The sequence below is a fragment of the Halomonas sp. 3A7M genome (assembly GCF_014897875.1).
GTDB lineage: Bacteria > Pseudomonadota > Gammaproteobacteria > Pseudomonadales > Halomonadaceae > Vreelandella.
Map to the genome: position 1 here is coordinate 58,729 of NZ_JABUZD010000148.1, position 23,753 is coordinate 82,481.

General features: G+C 52.3%; 18 protein-coding genes and 1 pseudogene. 3 read left to right on the forward strand and 16 right to left on the reverse strand.

Annotated features, from left to right (window positions below):
- Positions 1 to 42 precede the first annotated feature (42 nt).
- The 12 genes and pseudogenes from INT19_RS13295 to INT19_RS13350 all read right to left on the reverse strand — a co-directional run.
- Positions 43 to 996, reverse strand: a pseudogene (locus INT19_RS13295) (alkaline phosphatase family protein); the annotation flags it as partial.
- A gap of 281 nt (positions 997 to 1,277) precedes the next feature.
- A complete protein-coding gene (locus tag INT19_RS13300) occupies positions 1,278 to 6,272 on the reverse strand; it encodes a DEAD/DEAH box helicase (RefSeq protein ID WP_193061128.1) in 4,995 nt (1,664 codons plus the stop codon).
- Between the two features lie 54 nt (positions 6,273 to 6,326).
- Complete coding sequence (locus INT19_RS13305) at positions 6,327 to 6,890, reverse strand: recombinase family protein (RefSeq protein WP_193061129.1); 564 nt, start codon at positions 6,888 to 6,890, stop codon at positions 6,327 to 6,329.
- A gap of 626 nt (positions 6,891 to 7,516) precedes the next feature.
- Positions 7,517 to 7,834, reverse strand: a complete 318-nt coding sequence (locus INT19_RS13310) for a hypothetical protein (RefSeq protein ID WP_193061130.1) — start codon at positions 7,832 to 7,834, stop codon at positions 7,517 to 7,519.
- Between the two features lie 194 nt (positions 7,835 to 8,028).
- A complete protein-coding gene (locus tag INT19_RS13315; RefSeq protein WP_193061131.1) occupies positions 8,029 to 8,454 on the reverse strand; it encodes a hypothetical protein in 426 nt (141 codons plus the stop codon).
- A complete protein-coding gene (locus tag INT19_RS13320) occupies positions 8,451 to 10,457 on the reverse strand; it encodes a hypothetical protein (protein ID WP_193061132.1) in 2,007 nt (668 codons plus the stop codon). The genes INT19_RS13315 and INT19_RS13320 overlap by 4 nt, the downstream gene beginning before the upstream one ends.
- Positions 10,454 to 12,175, reverse strand: coding sequence for a hypothetical protein (locus tag INT19_RS13325; RefSeq protein ID WP_193061133.1), 1,722 nt, complete (start codon positions 12,173 to 12,175; stop codon positions 10,454 to 10,456). The genes INT19_RS13320 and INT19_RS13325 overlap by 4 nt, the downstream gene beginning before the upstream one ends.
- Positions 12,176 to 12,402: 227 nt before the next feature.
- Positions 12,403 to 13,869 (reverse strand): tyrosine-type recombinase/integrase, encoded by a 1,467-nt coding sequence (locus tag INT19_RS13330; RefSeq protein WP_193061134.1) that lies wholly within the window; start codon positions 13,867 to 13,869, stop codon positions 12,403 to 12,405.
- A 59-nt stretch (positions 13,870 to 13,928) separates the two neighbouring features.
- Complete coding sequence (locus INT19_RS13335; RefSeq protein WP_226924635.1) at positions 13,929 to 14,918, reverse strand: hypothetical protein; 990 nt, start codon at positions 14,916 to 14,918, stop codon at positions 13,929 to 13,931.
- Between the two features lie 33 nt (positions 14,919 to 14,951).
- Positions 14,952 to 16,316 (reverse strand): sensor histidine kinase, encoded by a 1,365-nt coding sequence (locus tag INT19_RS13340; RefSeq protein ID WP_193061135.1) that lies wholly within the window; start codon positions 16,314 to 16,316, stop codon positions 14,952 to 14,954.
- Positions 16,313 to 16,987, reverse strand: coding sequence for a winged helix-turn-helix domain-containing protein (locus INT19_RS13345; RefSeq protein ID WP_125745068.1), 675 nt, complete (start codon positions 16,985 to 16,987; stop codon positions 16,313 to 16,315). Before INT19_RS13345 ends, INT19_RS13340 begins: the two co-directional genes overlap by 4 nt.
- A gap of 11 nt (positions 16,988 to 16,998) precedes the next feature.
- Entirely contained in the window at positions 16,999 to 17,391 is a 393-nt protein-coding gene (locus INT19_RS13350) for a PepSY domain-containing protein (RefSeq protein WP_442311419.1), read from the reverse strand.
- A 151-nt stretch (positions 17,392 to 17,542) separates the two neighbouring features.
- Between INT19_RS13350 and INT19_RS13355 the strand changes: the two genes are divergently transcribed.
- Together INT19_RS13355 and INT19_RS13360 are read left to right on the forward strand one after the other, a co-directional pair.
- The gene (locus INT19_RS13355; protein ID WP_193061137.1) at positions 17,543 to 18,019 is read left to right on the forward strand and encodes a PepSY domain-containing protein; all 477 of its coding nucleotides are present in this window, start codon (positions 17,543 to 17,545) and stop codon (positions 18,017 to 18,019) included.
- 200 nt (positions 18,020 to 18,219) lie between these two features.
- Complete coding sequence (locus INT19_RS13360; protein WP_193061138.1) at positions 18,220 to 19,227, forward strand: DUF1853 family protein; 1,008 nt, start codon at positions 18,220 to 18,222, stop codon at positions 19,225 to 19,227.
- 12 nt (positions 19,228 to 19,239) lie between these two features.
- Here the strand turns inward: INT19_RS13360 and proB are convergent, their stop codons facing one another.
- From proB to rplU, 4 genes are all read right to left on the reverse strand, one after another.
- The gene (gene proB, locus INT19_RS13365) at positions 19,240 to 20,400 is read right to left on the reverse strand and encodes a glutamate 5-kinase (RefSeq protein WP_226912931.1); all 1,161 of its coding nucleotides are present in this window, start codon (positions 20,398 to 20,400) and stop codon (positions 19,240 to 19,242) included.
- Between the two features lie 61 nt (positions 20,401 to 20,461).
- Positions 20,462 to 21,649, reverse strand: coding sequence for an Obg family GTPase CgtA (gene cgtA / locus INT19_RS13370; RefSeq protein ID WP_193061139.1), 1,188 nt, complete (start codon positions 21,647 to 21,649; stop codon positions 20,462 to 20,464).
- A gap of 141 nt (positions 21,650 to 21,790) precedes the next feature.
- Positions 21,791 to 22,048 (reverse strand): 50S ribosomal protein L27, encoded by a 258-nt coding sequence (gene rpmA, locus INT19_RS13375; protein ID WP_009097313.1) that lies wholly within the window; start codon positions 22,046 to 22,048, stop codon positions 21,791 to 21,793.
- Positions 22,049 to 22,078: 30 nt separating this feature from the next.
- Positions 22,079 to 22,390 (reverse strand): 50S ribosomal protein L21, encoded by a 312-nt coding sequence (rplU, locus tag INT19_RS13380; RefSeq protein WP_009723801.1) that lies wholly within the window; start codon positions 22,388 to 22,390, stop codon positions 22,079 to 22,081.
- Between the two features lie 285 nt (positions 22,391 to 22,675).
- On the opposite strand from rplU, the gene ispB reads away from it, so the two are divergent.
- Positions 22,676 to 23,680, forward strand: a complete 1,005-nt coding sequence (gene ispB / locus INT19_RS13385) for an octaprenyl diphosphate synthase (protein WP_193061140.1) — start codon at positions 22,676 to 22,678, stop codon at positions 23,678 to 23,680.
- Positions 23,681 to 23,753 lie beyond the last annotated feature (73 nt).

Sequence of the window (23,753 nt, forward strand, 5' to 3'; positions counted from 1 at the left end):
TTTCCATGTCGTTTGTATGACACTAAGGCCAACAGCCGCGGGCTAAGAACGTGGGAGTTCAGACGGTGGAAACACCACATCACCGCCATCGACGTCTAACTGGCGAATATCCGTTGGGTGGCCCTGTTCATCCAGGCTTACCAGCCCAATCCCACTGGCATTCCATAGCCGCTCTCCAGCGCTGGCCCGGTCTGGGTCGCGGGGGTGAATACTCAGCTTGCGGCGCTTGGTGAACCAGTTGAGCGGTGAAAACGGCGCATAGAGCCAACGGTTCAAGCGGTCAAACGTGTTCAACAGCTGTTGTGGAAACGTATTTTTGATCCCGCTGGAGGTAATTTGCCAAAGATGCGGTGCCTGCTTTTGCCGACGTACAACAATGTCGTAGGCAAATGAGTAGTGGACGTCGCCAGATAAAATCACGTAGTTACCCGGCGTTTTTGAGTGCCGCCAAATATGCAGTAGCACATTGGCCGCCCCGCGATGCGCCATCCAGTTTTCAGCGTCCACCACCAACGGCTTGCCCGCCAAGGTAAACAGCTTTTGAATGATCTCTATCAGCTTGACCCCAAACATCGGAGCTGGGGAGACGATAACGGCGCTTTTAGTCCCCAGTAACGCTTGCTGCATTTCCATCAGCGCTTCCCAGTCCATTAAACCCGAAGGACGGTTGGGCTTTCTTTCGCTGCGCCAACGGCGGGTGCGCGTATCCAGCACGATGAGAGCAGGCGTGCCAGGCACCTGGTACTCCCAGCCCTGAAAGCGCAGTAACCGCTCGATAAATTTGTCCTGGGCGTTCGCGTTAAGCGAGCCTGCCTCTTCAAATAGTGTCGCGGCTTGAAGCAACAGCGGATTAAGCTTATCCGGTGCATTGCCCCACCCCTGGCACACTAAATAAGCTACTAACGCATTGCCGATAATACGCTTGGAAAACGGATGGCCGTAGGCACAACGCTCCCAGTCAGCGGTCAGGTTCCAGTCATCGGTGACATCGTGATGGTTGTAATCTATAGCGGCACTGGTATGGATACGGCCAGCAACCTATGCATTTCAGGCTTTCCGGGCTCTACTGTCATTGTCCATATGGATACGAGTTACATATGGACATTCCTCTCTCCTTTGTCCGTACCGGTCGCATGAGTCAAGCACGCTGACTCGACCGGTTTTCTTCACCGTTTCCAGTCAATTTTTTAAATCTTCAAACCTCTTCTTACAATAGGCCTGAGTAAGCGACCGCATATAAACGGCAACGATGCCATCCCTGGCCTCGTATCCGTTTTTTAAATAATATTCAACTCTGGCAGCTTCCTAACAATCTCTTGCGTTCTGAGGCTCACCGTAACCACCCTCTGAAACAGCTCCAGTGAATACTTTGGATTCCCCATGGTTTCAATAGCCCAGTCGTTTGCATCGTTGACGATTCCGCTGGCCTTATGGGTCGTCACAGACTGTCGTTCGATAACCCAATTCAGAGCAGCCTTACCGTTTACAACGTAATCCCATGCTTCGTCCGGGATGCCGGTCATGGTGATCTTGCCGTTATATATGACGGTGCTGAGATCGTTAATGTTTTTACCGGTTTCCTCGCAGCGCTTCTTGCCGAGTTTCATTTTGGTGACGCGGTAATCCTCGTCCACCAGATTGCCTTTGGTCTGAAAGGTCAGCGGATACTTTTCTACGGTTTCGTAGTTCACGTGCAACTTGGCCAAGTCACGTCCAGCCTTCGAGAACGCCCAAAAATCTGCTGCTTTTTTAACTTTCGGGATACGCGGAAGCTCTTTACTTAGGTTGTCGGCAAAGCGGGTACGGTAGTCCTCGCTGTGCAGGATACCGTAGACGTAATAGAACAGGTCTTCCTTAGTGATTTGCTCGCCAGGGTATGCTTCTTGGAAGTGGGCCAGCCCTTCCTCGGTGATAGCATCGCGACGTTTGAGGCCAACTTCAGATTGCTCCTCTTGCACAAACAAGGAATCGCGGCTGCTATTTTTCTCTTGGGCCTGCTCATCGTAAAGGTAGAGCGGAAAGCATTGGCCTTTTTCGATGTTGTCTAAACATGGAAGCGCATCAGACATAAGGACAGTAAAAGCCTTTGCTCCTGTGCCCGTAACCTGAATCACCAAGTTCTCCGCCCCTGCCTGCGGAAAGATGCGGGGCATTTGGAGCACCCTCTCATTAAAGGTACGGTTGAAATAGATCCATTGCTTGGTGAATGGTCGATAAACAGAGGTGGTAACTGATGACTCTTCGTAGGCGAAAGATTTATTTCTGGCCAAATCCTGCTTGAGGTTTACCGTCCAACTGATGCGAGTTGGGTCGGTATTGATAAAACCATCTACTTGCGCCTGGCGCGCCTTTGTATCCAACCCTGAAAGGGCTGAATTAAAGCGCTCCAACTCGGCGTTGTAGAAGTCAATCATGCTGCTCGCATTGTCTTTTAGCTTGACCTTGCTAGCGTTGTAAACCCAAGCATCGCGGTTAGTTGCTACCCCTAATGAGTAATTACTAAATAGTTTGGGGCCATCGCCTTTTTTATCACCCAATACAATATGCTCACCAAAGCTGTCATCGCGCTGATTCAGCCAGTCGCCATGCTGGTCAGGAACAATCTGCTGCCATGCGGGGATACCCTTTACACTGGCATAGTTCGCAATCATTTCCAGCTTTTCAGTACGGTTCAGGTAGTCACCAATGTCATGGAATAGGATGCGCCCGTGCTCTGCTGCTTCGGGGTTTTTGACCAGCAGGGAAATCGCAATAGGGGCACGGCTACCGCTATCGAAAATTTTCCCGCCCTCCCTTCGCGATAGTTCGCCCGAGGTGCGCTGATTCCCTCGCAAGTGAAACACATGAATGCTGGAAAACTCCTTCGTCAAGCACTTGCGCAAACCATCGGTGGTATTGGCCTCCAAAAAGCCGCCATTGGTCACAAAGCCTATTACCCCTGCATCACCAATGCGGTCGGATGCCCAACGAATGGCACGAATGTAGCTGTCGTACAGCCCCTTCGATAGCATTGCATTAGACTGAGCGGCATAAGTTTCTTCAATCCGTCTATCCAGCTTGGGGTAGCTGACATTGGCATTGTTATCGTTCTGGCTTAACTGGCCAATAGAATACGGCGGGTTGCCCATAATGACGCGAATATCCAGTTCTTTCTGACGCTGACGGCGAGAACTGTTTTCAACCAACAAAGCATCAACCATGTCCTCACTTTCATACATCTGGAATGTATCGGTGAGGCAAACGCCAGTGAACGGTTCGTAGGGAACCTCAAAAATCTGATCGCTTTCTTCCAGGCCCGTCACGTTGTCATTCATAATGCCGTGATAAGTGGCCTCGATATTGATAGCTGCAATATAATAGGCAAGCAGCACCAGCTCGTTGGCGTGAAGTTCATGTTTGTATTTATGCGGCAATCGGTCTTTGGGAATCAGTCCAGACTGGAGCAATCGGGTGACAAATGTGCCTGTGCCTGTGAACGGGTCGATGATATGCACACTCTCATCGGCCATGCTCTTGCCAAACTCGGTTTTGAGCACGTCTTCAATGCTGTGAATGATGAAGTCCACCACCTCGACAGGTGTGTAGACGATACCCAGGCGATCGGTCATCCGAGGGAAAGCATTTTTAAAGAACTTGTCGTACAACTCTACGATGATTCGCTGTTTGCCTTCAGCACTGTTAATGCCTTCAGCTCGCATTTTCACCGACTCGTAGAACGACTCCAGTGTGCTGCGCTCTTTCTCTAGACTGTGTTCTTGCAGCTTACCCAGCACCTGCTGCATCGCCTGAGACATGGGGTTGTGCTTGGCAAAGCTGTATTCTTCAAACAGGGCATCAAACACCGGCTTGGTGATCAGATGCTGAGCGAGCATTTCAATAATTTCGGCATCCGGGATGCTGTTATTCAGATCGTCACGCAGCTCATGCGCGAATGCGCTGAACGCCGCTATTTCTTGGGTATTGCTGTCATCTTCAAGAATCGCCTTGATACGATCAATATGAGTATTGGCTATCTTGGCAATATCATTGGCCCAATCTTCCCAATGGTGCCGGTTGCCGCACTTTTTGACGATCCTGGCGTATAACGCACGTTCGATATCACCGATCTCATAGACCATCTCGGCCTGTTCAAATGACGGGTTAGGATCTTTGGAACCAATTGAGCGTCCACCACGAGCTTTGCCGGCCGTACGCTCTTTTTTGGATTTCCGAGTCGCTTTGGGTGTCACCTTATCCGCAACGGCTACCACTTCCATCTTGGAGTGCATACTGCCGTTGAATTCCAGCTTGTTGATCATGGCATCAAAGCGGTCATCGTGAGACCGTAGTGCGTTTAGCACCTGCCAGACTACCTTGTAGGTTTCGTTGCTATTCAGGGCTTCTTCCGGTTCAACACCGGCAGGGATGACCACCGGCAGGATTACATAACCCAGCTCTTTACCTGGAGCTAAGCGCATTACACGCCCCACAGACTGCACTACATCTACCTGAGAAGAGCGTGGGGTCAGGAACAACACCGCATCCAGTGCAGGCACATCAACGCCTTCAGACAAGCAGCGCACGTTAGACAAAATACGGCACGTGTTGTCCTCGGCGGTGGCTTTTAGCCACTCCAGCTTGGCTTCCTTCTCACTAGCGTTCATGCCGCCATCAACGTGCTCTGCTTCACAGGCCATCGTCAGCGCCTTATCCAGCGGAGCATCAGGGTCTTTTTCTCGCAGTGACTCGATTTCTGCTTCCTGATACTGAGCCACCACGGCACCAAACATCTCTGAGATCAGTTTGGAGCTGACCTTGTGGTTCTTACCTTTATATTCTTTATCAATGACTTGGCAGAACGCCACCGCGCGTTTCATCGGGTTGGGTTCCTGTCCCATCGTCTCCACCAGCCCTTGCTTGGACAGTGCCTTCCAACATCCCACGATCTTGGCCGCGTCATCCACTTTCAGCGAGTTATCAGCGTCTTTCAGTAGGCTTTGTAAACGACGGTTTACGTGCGCCTCCTCAACCGCCAACACGATAACCTTGTAATCCACTAGCAGCTTTCTTGAGACCGCTTCCGAGAAGGAGATGACATACAGCTCCTCACCATACAGCGACTTGTCATCCATCGAGCAAAGGGTGACTTTCTCCGTTTGCTTGGCATCATCACCGTAAATTCTTGGTGTGGCCGTCATATAGAGGCGCTTGGTGCCCTGGATATAATGATTGTCATGGATGCGAACGAATGCAGATTCTTCTTCCCCCTCAAAGGTGGCACCTGTTGTACGGTGTGCCTCATCGCAGATGATCAGATCAAAGGCGGGTATCGGCTTCGTACCCGTGGTCTGAGCTTCATTCAACACCCCAATGGAGTGATAGGTAGAGAACACTACCGTCATCGCCTCATCGCTGTGATAAAGGCTCATGTGCTTTTGCAGGGATGCCGCGTTGGTTGTTGCCGGATATTGCAGATCACTGATGCCAGCAATCACACGATCATCGTTCTTACCTTGGCGCTTGCCAACGTCACTGTCTGAACAGACCGCAAAGCTTTTCAGGGGAACCGCTGATTCCTGTGTCCATTCGGTCAATGACTGGCCCAACAGCGAAAGGCTGGGGACCAGGAACAGCACCCGTTTACCCTTACCAGCGAGTGCTTCAGCGATCTTCAACGAAGTAAACGTTTTGCCCGTACCACAGGCCATAATCAGCTTGCCACGATCGGCGGCATTCAATCCCTTGATCGTGCTATTAAGGGCGGTAATCTGGTGTTCACGTAGCTGCTTCTGCGCTTTCAGAACAGGTTTGGTATTTTCATGGTACTGTGACCAGTCGATGACACTGTTTTCCAGATTGTGCAGATCGATCCGAGAAACGGGTGGATGCTGGTTCTCCAGAGAGTCCTGAGCGTTATCCGTCCACTTATCCGTCGTAGCAACAATGATTCGGTGACTGAAATACGTTTTTCCGGACGCCGTAAAGAAACTGTCTATATCGCTTTTGCTAATCGCATGGTCTGGTGAATAGTTCTTGCACTGGATGGCATGCAACTCACCATCAGAGGTGATCGCCACTAAATCAATACCGGCGTCTTTCTTCGTGTTGATCCCAAGATCGGCACCGTGTCGATCAACCCAGTCAAAGTAGGACAGCACATCCGCATACTGCTCTTTGTAGAAGGGCTCCGTTTTAAAGTATTGAACCATCAGGTTCTCGAAGCTGGTTCCCTTATCGCGCTCGCTTAGGGTCATTTCCCTGAACTGAGCCAAAATTCCTTGAAGAGCAGTCATATTCTGTCCTATTTACAATTTCAATAAGTTGTCTGTCGTTACTAAACGCAAAAGTTACAGCGAATATCCTTGGCGCTTGAGAGAGGCATTCAGGGTCGTTCGGCTCACCTTAAAATGCTTGGCCACATCGGCTTTCGTTATCATAGGATCGACCAGCATGGCCGCAGCTTTCTTGATATCCGACGCCGACATAGCAGGCGGACGGCCACCTTTACGACCGCGCGCGCGCGCGGCGGTAAGCCCTGCCTTTGTACGTTCGGTAATCAAGCTGTGCTCGAACTCGGCCAGTGCGCCAAAAATATGGAAGATCAGCTTCCCGCTGGCATTGGTGGTGTCTATGGATTCCGTCAGCGACCGAAAGCCAATCTCACGCTCATGAAGCTCTTCGATAATTTCGACGAGATCCTTTAGTGAGCGGGCTAGTCGATCCAGCCGCCAGACCACGAGAGTGTCGCCCTTCCGGAGTGTACGCAGGCATTGCGACAATTCAGGTCGCTCCCTGAGTGTGCCGGTCATTTTTTCTTGGAAGATCTGCTCGCACCCCGCATTCGTCAGCGCATCAAGCTGAAGTTCAGGATGCTGATCCTGGGTGCTGACCCGTGCGTAACCTATGATCATAAGAAAAGGTACCTAATCTGTTCATAGATAGTTGTACGAGTTTCTGCTCATTAAAACAAGAGAATTTAGGCTTTTTGATAGGTACTTTGGTAGCGTCCAACAAACGGTCATTTTTTGAACACCAACTAACAGCCGAGGCTGTGTGAAAACTCCCTAGCGATGCAAAATATAGTTGCCGTAAGCGAAATCTGGAGAAGTTTTATAATTGAGAAAAGCCTCAGAATGAGCATGAGAGCGCCATTTTAGATCGCTTTTTGCCCGGTCAGTGACTCTTCGAACGTTTTCACACAGCCTCAGTCGAGAGCTCAATCGTTATTGCAGGGACTTTAATCTGGGCATTTGGCGACTGGATGGTATATGGCGGATACCTGTCGCAGTAGAATATAATCAGGCCAAGCATGGAGACAGCTTTTCCATTGGGGGGCTTCGCCTCCACTCCAAATCTGCCCGTGTTGGTAGCGCTATATTAGTGGCACTTAAAAGGCCGCTCCTGACCGGAAGTGACCATACTTCTGTCGAATTTCGGGCAACTGACGATCCAACTCAGAATGGCAAAACTCGCAGGCGCAACTGAATCTCTTTACCTCGCCGGTCTAAATTTCGATCAATCTAGCCTAAAGTCTGAGTTAAGTCTCGTTCGCCAAGAAATTACGCAGCACCTCACCAATTTCCTGGAAGATTGCATCATTTCTATCCATTAAATAATCGAATATCTCATTCTGCGTCGCTATCCGCTTCTGCTGGAGATGGTTATGAAAGTCCTTGGGGCCGGTAAAGCTACGGTTCGCCGTAGAAAACGGAAAGTGGGGGTCTGTTTGGCTCTCTGCGTAGATTGCCTTTTCCACACTTTCGATTGGGATGACATACACATTAGGCTGGGTGGTAAAACCCTCTTTTTTTTGATCGCCATCGAGAACTGACCAAATCACATGCTGAGCTTGCAAATGGCAATACCGGAAGCGAAACAGAAAATAAAGATCATCCCCTTTTCGCATCAGACCAGAATGGCAGGAGCGAGCTGCAAGTTAACGAGCCCTCATTGCTAACGCTAAGCTTCTCTCAATACTACCGACAGTATCTCTTGTCGTTGATATAACCTGCACAATCCCTCGTTATCGGACGCACCTTCAAGGTTCAATCAATTTTCAATGGGGTTGCTCAACGGCACAACTTTGCTACCGCGCAGTTTGTCGGCGGTGAGTTTGCTGATCTGTTGCTTGAGCAAGTAGTTCTCCTGAACCAACGAGACAATCTTTTGAAGTGCCAATTCATAGTCTGCCCTCAGATCACCTAGCTGCTCTTGTGCTGCTTGTTTGCGGGCTTTCTGCATTTGCGCCTCTTCAGATGCAGAGGGCTTGGCAGTATCTTGCTGTGCAACAGCCGCCGCTTCGATCTCAGCGATAAGCGGTGCGTTATCAGCGCGACTTTTCTTAATTGAGCCGCGCTTGCGGCCTGCTTCCAAGGCCACCGTATCCTTGTTGATTGCAGAACCTTTGGGTACGTTTTGCGGCTTCCCCTCAATCAACCGCTGTAGGGCGGCGCGATAATTATCAATTGCACTCATGCCAATGCACCCATTTTATCTCGCAGACCGCGCCTCTCCAGCTTGTTGTATATCTCACTGATTTCCGAATCAAGTTGCTTGTAATGCGGATTATCCGGCACAAACAGGGATTGTCCACGTTTCAGGTTATTCAAGCCGCGCTGGATATTCTTCAAACTGCGGTCGTCATCGAGAATGGATTTCTCGCAGTCGATACAGGCAAATACACTTGTGAACGAAATCTTGTCGCATGGTTCAAGGTTCGTACAACCACCAATCGGGCCGAGCTTGTAGGTCATCTCACCTTTGATAAACCTCTGCTCGGTCATGGCTCTGTCAGTCGTAATAATAAGCGGCAGACCTTTATCGCGTGCCACTTGAATGCGATTGCCTTCGCCGCCCCAAAGCCGGCTCGTGCTATTGATCACATTAGTGTCGTAATCTATATATTGCGATTTAAGGCGCTCATACTCCAATTCCTCGAGCCATCCTTGTGCTTCGTCTGTTTGGAGAAAGTTCAAGGAAAGGGCGCTCCCCCTCCGGTAGTACGAGGCCATAACCTCGGTCAAGTGCTTAAATTGCAGTCCCAATGAACCGACTGAGACCATGCCCGAGCGTGCTGCATAGACGGCAAGCGAGCGCCTGCACTGGTGAGTCGCCAGCGGCCACGGCTGACCGACTTTAACGTCAGGATCGTTGCGCCAATCCCGAAAGCCATCAAACTGCTCCAACTCACGGATATCTGCTTCCTTAACCAATAGATCAGGCCATCGAGCGATTAGTCGCTTTTCTCTAGCCGTTGTAGCCGAGCCAATAACAGGCGCACCCTTAAATGCCTTATGAGAATCACCCTTCTTTATTAGCGCAGGAAAGAGCGGATACTGGCTTAAATCGGATTCATCAAAATCGCACAAAAGCGCAGTGATCGTTCCAATGTGCCGGGCAGCGACAACAGCTTTCTCGGCAATGGGTGTTGTTATCCAGAATGTTTCCGTATGATTTTGGCCAGCGATCTTCGACGTATAGCCGCGCAAAACAATAATATCCGAGCCGCCTGCGCTTATCGTCATATAAGCGTCGGCTGGCAGGTGCCGAGCTTCATTTGCACGCATTCCGGAAAAAAAATGAATCCAGTATTTTGCAGCGATCTGGATCAGGGAAAGATACCCCAGCAATTCAGACCAGTTCGTAACGGATTGCTTATCGAAAAACGAACCCAACCCCAGCTGCGAAATTGAATCAGACCAAGCAACACTGTCTTTGTAGGCTCTTGTTTCACTTGCAGTGGCCCCGAATCGCGAATTTTTCTTTCGCCGTTGGTAAAATTCGACTATTTCATCCCCATAGGCATTGAAGGCATCTAGCTCATCATTGAGCGCCGCAATAAACGCGGCGTAGAGCCGGGACGGAATGAGTTTGGTCTGCTGCGGGTCATCTCTTTGTGCTTTGGGATGCTTATCGTATAGCGCTTGAATGCGTTCAATAATCGCATAATCGGTCGGTGCGAACTTAAAATCAGGATGCTTCACTCGTAAATCAAATAGCTCCTTGAGCAATAGCAGCATCATTTTCATCTGGTTTAATTCTAGCTCCGCAATACCTGGCAGCAGAAAGCGATGGAGATTTTCATTTTCGAATAGCCGACTCATTGAAATGTTGTTTTTGAGCGCTAGACTGGCCAGCTTTTTAAGCTCTGTCATAGCAACGGACTTAGGCTTCCGTGGCCTGGGAAACAAATACAGACGCGCCAGTTGAATGCGCTTCATTTGCTCGGCAATGACTGTAACCAGCGGGTTGGCCAAACCCTCAGCCCAATTAACGAAGTTATAGACGCGTACACCTTGCGCGTCATACACCTTCATATTCCACGAGTCATCTTTGTAACGCGAAACAACCTCCCCAGTTGCCGTTCGCGAGATAACAAAGTCACCGTCAGCGGTAAGGCAGTGGGATAAGCTGTCGCAGGTATCGGGCAACTGATGCTCTTGCCACTGGTTAAGCTGGAGATAGGCAGTGATGCTCACGAAACGGCTCCTAGCGTAACCAATGTATCGAAGTGAATAGACCAGAAAGTGTCAAGATCACCGGATTCGACTTCTTCGCGTACCCGATTGATAGTTACCTCGCTGCTTGCATCAGCTTCTTGCACGGCCAACAGTACCTCCTCAATGCGATGGACAGTTGGGCCAAATTTGCTTTGCCAATGGTCAATGGGCTGTTTATTTTTAATGGCCTGCATCAAGTAGCGCAACGACAGGAGGCGACGTATATCTTCTTCGTCTGCGTGTACCGCATAAAACGAGCAAAACAAACAAGTTTCCGGGTCGCGACAGGATGGCGAGGGGGCCAGATCAGTAAAGCCCTGGGCGCGCTCCGGGTGCATTTCAGGCGTTTTTTCACACAACCCTGTGCCCGTCACGATCTCGGGCCTTTTATCATCCAGAATACGGACTGGAATGCGCTCTACAGACCGCGTGCGATCAATCGCTGCCTGGAGCATAGCCTCAAAGAAACCTGCCATTTCTCCTGCGAAGTCTTCCAGTGCAGGCCGACTGTAGGCTTGGCGAACCGTGTCTTCGGTATTGCTAAGCTTTTCGGCAGTTAGCGCCATATCGCCACCGCTCAACTTCACATATTGATAGCTGACGTTTTTCCGCCAGTGCGTGGGCGTGATCCATACTGTCTTGGGTAGCGTTTTAGAAAAGAGCGTCTTGAAGCCATTAATAGAGTCTTGGCTTGCTGGCGAAATCCCATATTTGGGTGAGATATTCGGAAACACCAGCGTGCTATCGCTGCCGTTCAAAACCCATTTGCGCAACTCAAGATATTTCTTGAACACAGACACAAATTGAGCGCCGAATTCTGGTATGACGGTTTTCCCGGCAGCCCGCGCCTTAGTTCCTGAGAAACGCATACCCTGCGTGCTGGGTACAATCTGAAGGGTATCAACTTCAAGGTTTTTAGCGACACTAAGATTGCAACCCGTAGCGGCAATAAATGCCAACATGCCCGCTACCACAGCATAAGTACCGACTCGTCGCCTCAGATCAGATCGCAAGTCCTTATTGTTGTTTTTACAACGCTTATTTGCACTGTCGTAAATGGCTCTTTCGATTCTTAATGCTTTACTATCACCGACCAGTCCAAAGTGCGATTTTACTTCGTCCCAAGTAGGAAATACCGGAGACTGAAGTAACAGGGACGCGAGGCTAAATTTGGCAGCTTTAGATCTCTCGCTCCAAACCTCCATTGAGTACAAATAACTGGACTCGCCGTTTGGCGAAACGAGATTCAGCGGCAACGCGCCGCTCCCAACCAAGAAGCGATGTGATTCATCAATGAAGTTGATTAGTACAGCGAATGTCTGTGCTTGCACATCGACACTCGGAAGTTTCACGTTTACATGGGTCACGTGAGTTCTTTTCTGAGGAATAACTGTAGCAATGCCCTTGACTTCGCGCTCGCTCAGGTAAGCTGCAAGCATCACCACTGTTCGCGCAGCAGTTTGATATCGCGATGCAGACGTTTGTTTAAGCCGCTGACCACTGATGCTAGAGGTGTTCATGCGATGCAGCAAATGTCGGGTATAGTCGCCATAGGCGTTTTTCATAGCCTCAACATCATCAAAAGCGTAGGGCTGCTCTTGAGCATCTATCCAGTCAACAAACGCTTTACTTAACGCAAAACGGTCAAACATAGTGGCAGGATTGCACAGCCTAAACTCCTCGATTGCCGCCTGCACGAAAGGGATCCGTGCTATGTCGAGCGAAGACAGAACAACCGGACAGCCAACTGTGTGAGAGCCTGACTTACCCCGGCGTTGATAGCAGAAAGAGCCGACGTCGAGGTATCGCCTGCCTGGTTTTGATGTATTACTTTGCATGAGCACAGCAAACTGCGGCTGAAAGACCTCAACATTTGCATCCTTCGCGTCGAGAATCACTACCGGGCGCTGAACAAAGTCATTTCTCATATAAGGCTGCCCGCGTTAGTGGCTGTGTTCACATGCTCAAATAGCTGGGACTCAAATTGATGCTGGACGCTATTCTTCCATTGCAAGCGCGACTTGTAATTCAAATACTGCATGGTTGTTTCTTTGTTAGCGTGCCCCATGCGCTGTTGAACGTACTCCAGCGCCGCAGTTATGTGCTGGTCGCCCATGTGCTGCAACTGACTTTCTAGCAAGTTCATGCCGAAAGTTGCGCGTAGATCGTGGAAAGTAAAGTCCTGAAAATCAGGATTATCGAGATTAATACGAAGCAGCAAAATGTCACGAATATGCTGCCGCAGCGCTGCACCATCTTGAATTGAAACATTCCGCGCTTGATCAGTCATACCAGCATGTCGGCTCACATTGGCATCGCGCCTGTCGTAGATTTCTTTTTTGCTCGTGTAGTACGGAATGCCATTCTTACTTAGGAAAACGTAGTTATCCTCAGTGTCATCGTAAAACGAGCGCTCTCGTCGCTTGGTGGCTTCCGGGCTGCGGGAGTAAATCAACATATCTTGAACCAACCAGGCAGGCACAAGCAGCGTCATTGGCTTTCCACGCTTCGTGTCAATCTGCGTACCGTGCCCAATGGGCAGCCTTAAATACCCACCTCCATCCAGTTTGCCATGGAGGTGCTTGATGCGCAGGGTGCCTACAGTTTGAACTCGCGCCCCTGTAAAGAGTGCAAAATAAAACATCAGCTGATATTCACGCGAAGAAGCCTGCAATGCCTTAAGAACACTTTCCTGCTCCACAACCGTAAGAGGACGCAGATCGCCGCCGTCATTAATATATTCTGATTGCCTCTGCTTTTTCGGCGTTGGAATGGCTAGACTATGAGACTTAATTTTCATGGCATTCTGGATGCCATGCTCTGAGGTCACATTGATATAGCGCTCGACATCCTCAAACGGAGCATTCTGAATCTGACTTCTATCAATCAGGTTCCAGTACATGACACCGCGATAAAAGTTCACCACGGCGTTAATACGCGCCTTGGCGGTACTGGCAGATAAATCACCCTCAGTCACTTGCTCAACGAGGCGCTGCTTGTAGCGAAACGTGACTTTAAGGCGATCATTCTTCGGGAAATTCAAGTAACCCAATCGCTCATCTTCAAGGAAGCGCAGATAGTCCAGTAGATGATCGGCAATCCCTCGGTAGGTTCGAGACTCATATCCACTTTCTGACCTGAGCTTAGTCGTGAGATAGAGATTCCCGATCTCCCAGGGTGCGCCATCACCTTGAATCAGAATTGGAAAGTTAGGGAAATAACCATTCTCACCGCCTGAAAAGACATAATCAGGCACGCTATTGGGATTGGCGTCATGGTAAGTCGAAAGAAATTCGATACTCTGAAAGCGGAACTCTGGAATCAATACGCGCCGGGCTTTGGACTCGTAGCGTCCTTGGCCTGTCTTGCTCTTGAGCTGGTTGCGCGACATTGAACAGCATCCTTGGCAGTGTCATATGTCCATAGACTACTAAGTTCGGATTTAAGAGTCTACGCAGCTACATTCGGATTATCATCAAAGATCATCAGGCTGGGAACGTGGGCCATTAGCCGTGCGCACTGGGGCAGCCCCGCCACAAAGTCGTCAATCACCGCCTGCTCTTGCTGATAGGCATCCGTTTCTTTGTCACCCAACGCTGGCGGTTCAACAGCAATGAGCTGCCAGGGCGTTGGGGACCATACCAAGCAGTACATGGCGAGCATTTCTGCCAGTGTCACTAAGTGGTTTTGCGCATTTGCGGAGGTAAACACAGGCTTTTTAACGCCGCCAAAGAAACGCTCACGCAGCGCAGCGTTACTGGTCACATCCGGCAACAGCGCTTCACGGTGATAATAGCTTTCGGGGGCGGCGTAAAGCGCTTGACTGTCACCTACCGTGGCGCCTTCCAACTGCTCATCTACCAATCCCAAACGCTCAATCAGTGCATGTACGGCGCGCAGCATCGGGCCAGCAACATCATCAACATAGACCTGGTCACCGGTCATCAGCAGCCAGGCTGGCCACTCTTCAGGGGTTGATTGGCGTTCGGCTAACCAGGTATCTGCCCGTACCAAGCCATCGGCGCTGTTGTGATGGGGTTTACGGCACGAACCGTGCATCAACCGGTGATGCCGAGAGGCCAGCACAAAGCCTGGATACGCTTCGCCCTCATGACATAACCAGGGCGCCCAATCCGGCAGGCGTTGCCATTCGCCTTGGGTACCCTGTACCTGCAGATCGTAGTCAATTCGCTCATCGGTGGGCAGTGCGGTCGGCAAGCTCAGGTCAATAAAATGAATATAGGCGTGCTGGCCAATCGCCACGCATTGATGCGACTTATCCAATGGGTGCGTCTGGACACCCACTTGTTCAGGGTAAAGCACCAGCTGCATAGTTAGCGGCCGGGTCGCGACTAGCCAAAGCACCAGCCGCGAAGGCGAAAGGCGACGCAGCAGTGGCCCCACCAGTACGTCCGGCAATGTCTTGGCGATTTGCGTCATGTCATTGTCTCTTGGTTAGGTCATGCATAGTAACTACCGAGCAACCACAGGTAACTCAATAACCACCTCTAATCCACCCGCCTGGGCACGTTGCAGATGCATTTGCCCTTGATACAGCGCGACAAGATCCGTCACGATGGCCAGCCCAAGTCCACTACCAGAACGTTGCTCATCGAGACGTTTGCCGCGCTGCACGGCGGCTTGGCACTCCTGTGCGGACATACCTGGGCCATCATCGCTCACTCGCAGCGACAGCCGTTGGCCATCGGTTTGCAAACGAATGCTCACCTCGCTTGCCGCCCAGCGAAGTGCGTTGTCCAACAGGTTACCGACGATTTCCTGAAGATCCTGCCCATCCATATGGACGCGCGCGCTGCTGCCTATGTGTTGCTGCAGGCGAATATGACGGCGCTGCGCCAGACGTGTAAGCCCAGTAATCAGCGCCGCCAACGTATCCTGTACGGCAATTGGGGCGAAACGCGCCCCCTCGCCAGCAGCCGATGCCCGCGCTAAGTGGTGACGCACCGCATTGTCGATGCGCGAAAGCTCAACCTCCCAAAGAGCGCGGCTTTCGCTGGGCAATTGTTTAACCAGTAATCGCATAACGCTTAGTGGGGTTTTTAGCGCATGGGCAAGGTTACCTGCGGTGTGGCGGCTTCGCTCAATTAAACGCTGGTCGCGAATAAGTACGGCATTCATTGACTCCGCTAGTATAGCCAGCTCACCGGGCAGGTGGGTGTCGAGCTGTTCAGCCTGCCCTTGCTCAACGTCCCGGAGATTGGCATTCATGCGTCGCAAGGGTGCCAACCCCCAGCGCACCTGCAGCGCCAGGACACCTAATAGCAGCGCTCCCAGGCCCACCAGCCCCAGCCATAAAGCCTGTTGAAACTGTTGAATATCTTCTCGCAACGCATCATCGCGGGCGGCAACACTAACATGCAGCGGGGTTTCCAACGGGGCAAGGTAAATATCTCGTTCGACAACTCGCAACTGCTGACCTCGCGGGCCGCCCAGTGTGCGAGCCGCTAGGTTTTTATTATCGATAACCGGAAGACGCTGATCCCACAGTGAGCGCGACGTTGCCGAAAGGTGGTCACGATCGGTAATTTGCCAATACCAGCCGGAATAAACCTGTTCAAAACGCGGGTCACCCAGCGATCGATCGTAACTGATCTGCTGGGCGACCGGATCAAAGGTCACCCCCGCAATGATCACGTTCAGCGTTGTCTCCAAGCGTTCATCAAAAGCATGAATTGCTGAGGTACGATAATGGTGATTAAGCAGCCAACCCGCCACTGGCAACGCTAGCAACACCATTAACAGTGCCGCTAGTAGAAGACGCAACGTAATCGAACGGGTCGACCAACGCTGAGCCCAACGGGTAATAGCTGGCTTCATGCGTCGGAAGGCTCTTCAGCGAGTAAGCGATATCCCTGACCACGTAGCGTGGCAATCCGCCATGCGCCTAATTTACGCCGCAACCGGCTCACTTGAACATCAATTACGTTGGAATCGGGTTCATGATCACGGTCATAGACATGCTCTGACAGCTCGCTGCGGCTAACCACCCGAGGGGCAGCATGCATTAAGTAACTGAGCAGGCGTGTTTCCTGAGCGGTTATGCTAACCGGCCTGCCCGCCAGCGTGACATGCTGGGTATGGGTATCCAAGCGTAATTCACCCACTTTTAAAACGGGATGAGCATGACCATGACTACGACGCACCAGAGCACGCAGCCGAAACATAACCTCGGCAGGTTCAAAGGGTTTTGTTACATAGTCATCGGCCCCTGCGGTAAAGCCCGCCGCTTTATCAGCCCAGCGCTCGCGAGCCGTTAGGATCAGCACTGGCAGATCAATACCGTCTTCACGCCATGCAGAGAGCCAGCGTGTACCTTCACCATCGGGTAGTCCCACATCAAGGATGACCGTGTCATAGGCTTCCGTGCGCACTAGAAAATCGGCTTCCTGGCCATTTTCCGCATGCTCTACCAGCCAATCTCCCTCCCGCAGCGCTTGAATAAGCTCACGGGCGAGCGCCTGGTCGTCCTCTACCAGTAAACACTTCATGAATAGCTACCTTATTGGCGGCGCATCTCGTTAATACGCACACCTTCTATTTTCATTAACTGTCCACTATGGCCATCAAACTCAAACTCAACCACTTGATTCTGAGCGCCCAGTAGTTTGATCTCATACTCTACATGACCATCCTCACGCTCGATCTCTACTTCTATTACCTCGCCGATATAATTAGCCTCCAGCCAGTCCAAAATGGACTCTAAGGGCACGACATCGCCTCGCTGCACTTCACTGTGCAACGCTTCCCAGGGCTGACCACCAATGGCACTACCAGCCAGTGCACTAGCAAACACCGCGACAACGACGTTAACAGACATCGCTTTGCGCAAGCGCATGCGTGTCAGGCGCTGCCAATAGCGTGAAATGGTTAGCGTGAGGGGCATCTTGTTCATCGTACTAGCATGCCAAAAGCAACATGAACGTTAGATGAATGGCTTTGTCAGCTTACGGAAAGAACCGCGCTGTTATAACTGTTTTGCCTTATGACGAATGCTGTCTCATTCAACAGATGACGTCATTTAACAAACCAAGAAGGAATTTGATATGAACGCTATGAAAAAAATGTTGCTGATCCCGACCTCTGCACTGCTGTTAACTGCGGCTGCAGGTAGCGTGCAAGCTGATACATTGCCGGTTGATCAGATTGACAGTGTGCTAACCCATGCCACTGATTATGGGTTCACCCATTATGAAGAGATCAGCATTAAGAGCCGTGGCCGTGCCGAGGTTGAAGGCTGGCTTGATGACGAATGGTACGCTGACATTGAGTTTTCAATCGATAGCGGCGAAACACTGCAAGAAGAGCGAGAGCGCCTAATCACCAGTGCCTGGGGCATGAGTGAAGATGATATTCGCCAAGCACTCGAGGTAGCAAGCCAAGAGGGCATGATCGAATTTGAAGATATCGACATTGATAAAGGCGGCATGATTGATGTGGAAGGCCGCGATGAAAATGGTCGTGAAATAGAAGTCAGTCTACGCCAAGACTCCTTCCAAGTGAGCAACGTTGACCGCGACTAACGGGATAGCACAACCCTACATTAACTCACGCAAACTATTATGCGGGCCACTTAGGCCCGCTTTTGCTGGCAGCTCATAATGTTTGATACGCCAAATAAGCGCCGTAAGTTACTTTTTTAATTAGCCAGTGGGACATTGCCAGCAACGCGCTGTAATGTGGTACGCATCATCAATAGTTATTGACTGTGTACTTCTGGGAGATGCCTTTGACGCTACCCGCCACCGCAGAAGGCGTATGCGACCGCCTAGAACATTCGGTATTGCGTGATCTTGCGTGGTTACTCGCCACGCCTGATTTGATTGAGCTAACGGGGCCGACTACCTATCCAGGCAGGCCAACACGCCAGGAGCTTGGCTTAGTAGATTCAATTGATGACTGGTTGGCGAATCTTTCGTCACTAGTGAGTGCGCTAGATGGCCAACTGGCGACGCGCATGGGGCACTACCATGAGCGGCTGTGGCACCTGATGTTAGATAACGCGCCCAACACACGACTGCTCGCCAAGAATCTGCGTATTACCCAGCGGCGCAATACCCTGGGCGAACTAGATATGCTCTATCGAACACGGGACAACCCCAACCCCATCCATTTGGAAGTGGCGATAAAGTTCTATCTTGGCCTACCCGAAGGGCCTGGCGATGCTACCTGCCAAAGCCGCTGGATTGGCCCTGGCGGGCTGGATAGCCTGGCGCTGAAATGTAGCCATCTGCGCCATCATCAGTTGCCAATTTCGCGCACTGCCACCGCGCAAGCGATCATCGCCTACTGGCTAGCGCCCAGAGATATAGGCCCCGTCCCACCACTCCATCATCCACTGACGCAGCGCCTCGCGATGCCTGGCGTACTGTTTTATCCCTGGCACGCAACGTTACCGCCACCCAGCGGTGCAACGGCCGATCATCGCCGTGGTAAGTGGTGTTATCTAAGGGATTGGCCGCAATTCGCAGCCCAGCGAAGCGAGGCACTGAAAATGGCATGGCTAGAGAAGCCTCACTGGCTAGCACCGCCGCCATTGGCTAGGTTCTACTCTGCCAAGAAACATATGGCAGACGTGACGCCACTCATCCATCGCTACGGGCCGCAGCAAGTAGTGCTATACGACCCGCAGGCAAAAGCATTAACTGGGGAAAAGCCGCTTGAGCGGCTAGTCATCGTGCCTGATGACTGGCCACGCCAAGTACCACTACCGCCCCGTACTCGCGATTAAACAACCAGCTCGTTAAACAACCACCAAGTTATCGCGATGGATCAGCTCGTGAGCCTCCACGTAACCCAGAATTGCTTCAATCTGGTGGCTCGGTTGGCCCGCTAACTGACGGGCTTCATCCGCACCGTAGTTAACCAATCCTTTGGCCACGCGTGCGCCCTGCTCATCCACGCACAGCACCATATCACCGCGCTTAAAGCTGCCCTGCACTTCACGTACGCCCACCGCCAACAGGCTAGAGCCTTTGCCACGCAGTACATTGACAGCCCCAGCATCCAGTACCAAGGTGCCACGCACCTGCAACTGACCTGCCAGCCAGCGCTTGCGAGCAGCGATGGGCGCTTGAGCTGGGCGCAACAGAGTGCCCAGCGCCTCGCCTGACATGATGCGGGAAATAACGTCCGGCTGGCGGCCGCTGGCAATCACCGTGACCGCGCCGGAACGGGCAGCCAATTGTGCAGCACGAATTTTGGTGCTCATGCCGCCGCGTCCCAAGGCGCCTCCACTACCAGCAACAGCGGCTAAGCGCGGGTCGTCGGCACGGCCTTCAGCAATCATTTTGGCATTGGGGTCGTGGCGAGGGTCGGCGTCAAACAGCCCCTCCTGATCGGTGAGCAGCAGCAGCGCATCGGCTTCTAACAGGTTGGCTACCAGCGCGCCAAGCGTATCGTTATCGCCAAAGCGAATCTCGTCGGTGACGACGGTATCGTTTTCGTTGATCACCGGCACCACACGCATCTCAACCAAGGTACGCAGCGCTGACAATGCGTTGAGATAGCGCTTGCGGTTGGAAAGGTCATCGTGGGTGAGCAGAATCTGGGCCGTTAACATACCGTGGCGAGCAAAATGCTGCTCGTAGCACTGGGTGAGACCGTTTTGGCCTACCGCCGCAGCTGCCTGAAGCTCATGAACGGCACTGGGACGAGCCTGCCACCCCAGACGAACCATGCCCGCCGCTACGGCACCCGAGGACACCAGCACAACTTCTTTGCCCTGCTGATGTAGCGTGGCAATCTGGTCGACCCAGCCACCAATGGCCGGCTCATCCAAGCCTCGGCCATCGTTGGTGAGCAGCGCGCTACCAATTTTAACCACCACCCGGCGGGCGCTGCTTAACGCCTCGCGGCCGGGCAACTGCTCATTGCTTTCCACGTCGCGACTCTCCCAAGCCATTCCGCTCACGCGTTTGATTCCGTTGACCCTGCTGACGTCACCCATTCGACCGACGGATCGGTTACGGGGCGTACTCTACCTCGACATCGTAATCATCATCGTCAAAGTCGTCGTCATCTTCGTCGTCGCGTTTACGGCGACGGCCAAGACGCGCTTCCGTACGGGCCACTGATTCTTCTTCCATGCGGCGGCGCATTTCCTGCTCGCGGGCATGGGCTTCTTCATCTTCATTTTCCAGGCGCTGCTGCTCTGTCAGCCAGCGATACGCTGCCTGCACCAGCTTGTCAGTGCCGTCGCTGCTGATGGCCGAGATGCGGAATACCGGGCCATCCCAGTTCAGCGCTTGGATAATCGCCTCGGCGCGGGCTTCGCGCTCATCTTCCGGCAGCAGATCAAACTTATTCAGCACTAACCAACGCGGCCGCTCAGAAAGCGCCGGCGAGAACTGGCCTAGCTCATGAATAATCGCCTGCGCCGCTTCCACGGGATCAGACTCGTCAAACGGCGCCACATCCACCACGTGGAACAGCAGACGTGTACGGGTCAGGTGCTTCAAGAAACGTAACCCCAAGCCCGCGCCATCAGAGGCACCCTCGATCAGCCCCGGCACATCGGCCATCACAAAGTGCTCGTGCATCCCCAGCTTCACAACACCCAGGTTAGGCACCAGGGTAGTGAACGGGTAGTTCGCCACTTTGGGTTTGGCCGCGGATACCGAACGGATCAGCGTGGACTTTCCCGCATTCGGCATGCCCAGCAGGCCGACGTCAGCCATTACCTTCATTTCCAGGCGCAGGTTGCGGCGATCGCCTTCAGTGCCCGGCGTGGTGCGGCGAGGCGCACGGTTGGTCGAAGATTTAAAGTGAATATTGCCCAACCCACGGCGACCACCTTCGGCCACCAGTACCACCTGACCGATATCGGTGACATCGGCGATAACTTCAAGGGTATCCTCATCGATCACCGTGGTGCCCACCGGCACTTTCACATGCAGGTCTTCACCGGCTTTACCGCTCATCTGGCGACCCATGCCGCCCTGGCCGTTTTCAGCTTTGTAAAAACGCTGAAACTTGAAATCAATCAAGGTATTCAGTGAATCGTCACCAATCAGGTAGACGCTGCCACCATGGCCACCATCGCCACCATCAGGGCCACCTTTGGGCACATATTTTTCGCGGCGAAAGCTCAGACAGCCATTGCCGCCTTTACCTGCCTCAACAATAATCGAGGCTTCATCGACGAACTGCATTGGATTCTCCCGGCCGCTTCCGCCGCCCTAACTGCAATATCCCGCCCATTAATAACAGGCAAAAGGGATCGAAAAGACAAAAAAGCCCCGCCATGGCGGGGCTTTTATTTCGTCATCTTCGCTCTGCGCAACAGCTGTTGCTTAGGCAGAAACGATGCTAACGAATTTACGGTTGTTCGGACCTTTGGTCTCGAACTTCACGAAGCCGTCGTTCAAAGCGAACAGCGTGTGATCACGGCCCAGGCCAACGCCAGTGCCTGCGTGGAAACGAGTGCCACGCTGACGAACGATGATGCTACCCGCGCTGGCTGCTTGGCCACCGAAGAGTTTCACACCTAAGCGTTTGGACTCGGAATCGCGACCGTTACGCGTGGAGCCGGCTGCCTTTTTATGTGCCATTGCAAAATCCTCCTTAAGGGAATCGACTGCTTACGCAGAAATTCCGGTAATTTTGACTTCAGTGAACCACTGACGGTGGCCCTGACGCTTCATGCTGTGCTTCCGGCGACGGAACTTGATGATCGTTACTTTATCGCCACGGCCGTGGGAAACGATTTCAGCGGACACTTTGGCACCGCTTACTAAAGGCGCGCCAACGTTGACGTCATCGCCGTCTGCAACCAACAGCACTTCATCAAACTCAATCGTTTCGCCGGTAGCGACTTCGATTTTTTCGAGCTTGAGGGTTTGACCTTCTTGAACGCGGTACTGTTTGCCACCGCTTTTAATAACTGCGTACATGTCGCTCTCCGGACTTGTCGTTAATGCCGATTACGCCCCGCGTAACCAACGCTCATCGCCTTCCGCTCTTATCGACCTGCTGCGAGTGGCGCCCCTTTTGGCAGCCATCTGACAGGGAGCATGATGAGTGGGTCGCGAATTATAGCGACTATCGCGGTTTACCACAAGACTACGGGGCATTGTCAATCACACATCGCACTACAAACGTCTATCGCTACCTTGACGCCTCACAGACAGCCCCATAGCATGGCCCCAACTATCCTACCCCCGCGATGAACGGAACCCATGACAGCCAACGTCTCTCAAACCCCGCCTGCCAGCCCAACGCCTTCACCGCTGCACGCCGTGGTGGCCGATGACTTTGACGCCGTAAACCGGACCATTGTCGCGCAATTGAATTCCAAAGTGCCGCTGGTAGAAACCATCGGCCAATATATTATTGAAAGCGGCGGCAAGCGTCTGCGTCCTTTACTCGTGCTGCTAGCTGCCCGGTCACTGGGCTATGAGGGCGACAAACACATCACTCTGGCCACGCTAATCGAATTCATGCACACCTCCACGCTGCTGCACGATGATGTGGTCGATGAATCGCACATGCGGCGTGGCAAAAAAACCGCCAACGATGCCTGGGGCAACGCACCATCCGTACTGGTGGGTGACTTCCTCTATTCGCGCTCGTTTCAAATGATGGTGGACGTAGGATCGATGCGCATTATGGCGATTCTGTCCGGCGCGACCTGCGTCATTGCCGAAGGCGAAGTGCTGCAGCTCACCAATATCGGTAACCCCAGCATTTCTGAAGCGGATTACTTTGAAACCATTCAAGGCAAAACAGCGATGCTGTTTGAAGCCGCCTCCCACAGCGGTGCCGTACTTGCCGACGCCACCGCTGAGCAAGAGCGCGCACTACAGTATTACGGCCGTTATTTAGGTCTCGCCTTCCAGCTCATCGACGACCTGCTGGATTACCAAGGCGATGCCGAGGCCATGGGCAAAAATGTCGGCGACGACCTAGCAGAAGGCAAACCTACCCTACCGCTCATTCATGCTATGGAGCGCGGCACGCCTGAACAAGCCAAGCTAATCCGCCAAGTGATTCGCAAGGGCGGGCTGGAACAGCTCGACGAGGTGCTGGAGATCATCAATGTCACTGGCGCGCTGGAATATACCCGCGCACGGGCCGTTGAGATGGCCGATAAAGCCCTAGCCGAACTCGATGCTCTGCCACCGAGCCCCTATCGAGACAGCATGGCTAGCATCGCTCGGTTAGCGGTTGATCGCAAAGCATAAAGTCAGCGCAACAAAGCAACCCAGCGCGAAAAAAGGGACTTGAAAAAAACCCTTCGCCTGCGTATGATTCGCT

Bases quoted from the DNA above. Each gene is read 5' to 3' on its own strand.
- INT19_RS13300 (WP_193061128.1), bottom strand. From the start codon at position 6,272: ATGACTGCTCTTCAAGGAATTTTGGCTCAGTTCAGGGAAATGACCCTA.
- INT19_RS13305 (WP_193061129.1), bottom strand. From the start codon at position 6,890: ATGATCATAGGTTACGCACGGGTCAGCACCCAGGATCAGCATCCTGAA.
- INT19_RS13315 (WP_193061131.1), bottom strand. From the start codon at position 8,454: ATGAGTGCAATTGATAATTATCGCGCCGCCCTACAGCGGTTGATTGAG.
- INT19_RS13330 (WP_193061134.1), bottom strand. From the start codon at position 13,869: ATGTCGCGCAACCAGCTCAAGAGCAAGACAGGCCAAGGACGCTACGAG.
- INT19_RS13335 (WP_226924635.1), bottom strand. From the start codon at position 14,918: ATGACGCAAATCGCCAAGACATTGCCGGACGTACTGGTGGGGCCACTG.
- INT19_RS13340 (WP_193061135.1), bottom strand. From the start codon at position 16,316: ATGAAGCCAGCTATTACCCGTTGGGCTCAGCGTTGGTCGACCCGTTCG.
- INT19_RS13345 (WP_125745068.1), bottom strand. From the start codon at position 16,987: ATGAAGTGTTTACTGGTAGAGGACGACCAGGCGCTCGCCCGTGAGCTT.
- INT19_RS13350 (WP_442311419.1), bottom strand. From the start codon at position 17,391: ATGAACAAGATGCCCCTCACGCTAACCATTTCACGCTATTGGCAGCGC.
- INT19_RS13355 (WP_193061137.1), top strand. From the start codon at position 17,543: ATGAACGCTATGAAAAAAATGTTGCTGATCCCGACCTCTGCACTGCTG.
- INT19_RS13360 (WP_193061138.1), top strand. From the start codon at position 18,220: ATGCCTTTGACGCTACCCGCCACCGCAGAAGGCGTATGCGACCGCCTA.
- proB (WP_226912931.1), bottom strand. From the start codon at position 20,400: ATGGCTTGGGAGAGTCGCGACGTGGAAAGCAATGAGCAGTTGCCCGGC.
- cgtA (WP_193061139.1), bottom strand. From the start codon at position 21,649: ATGCAGTTCGTCGATGAAGCCTCGATTATTGTTGAGGCAGGTAAAGGC.
- rpmA (WP_009097313.1), bottom strand. From the start codon at position 22,048: ATGGCACATAAAAAGGCAGCCGGCTCCACGCGTAACGGTCGCGATTCC.
- rplU (WP_009723801.1), bottom strand. From the start codon at position 22,390: ATGTACGCAGTTATTAAAAGCGGTGGCAAACAGTACCGCGTTCAAGAA.
- ispB (WP_193061140.1), top strand. From the start codon at position 22,676: ATGACAGCCAACGTCTCTCAAACCCCGCCTGCCAGCCCAACGCCTTCA.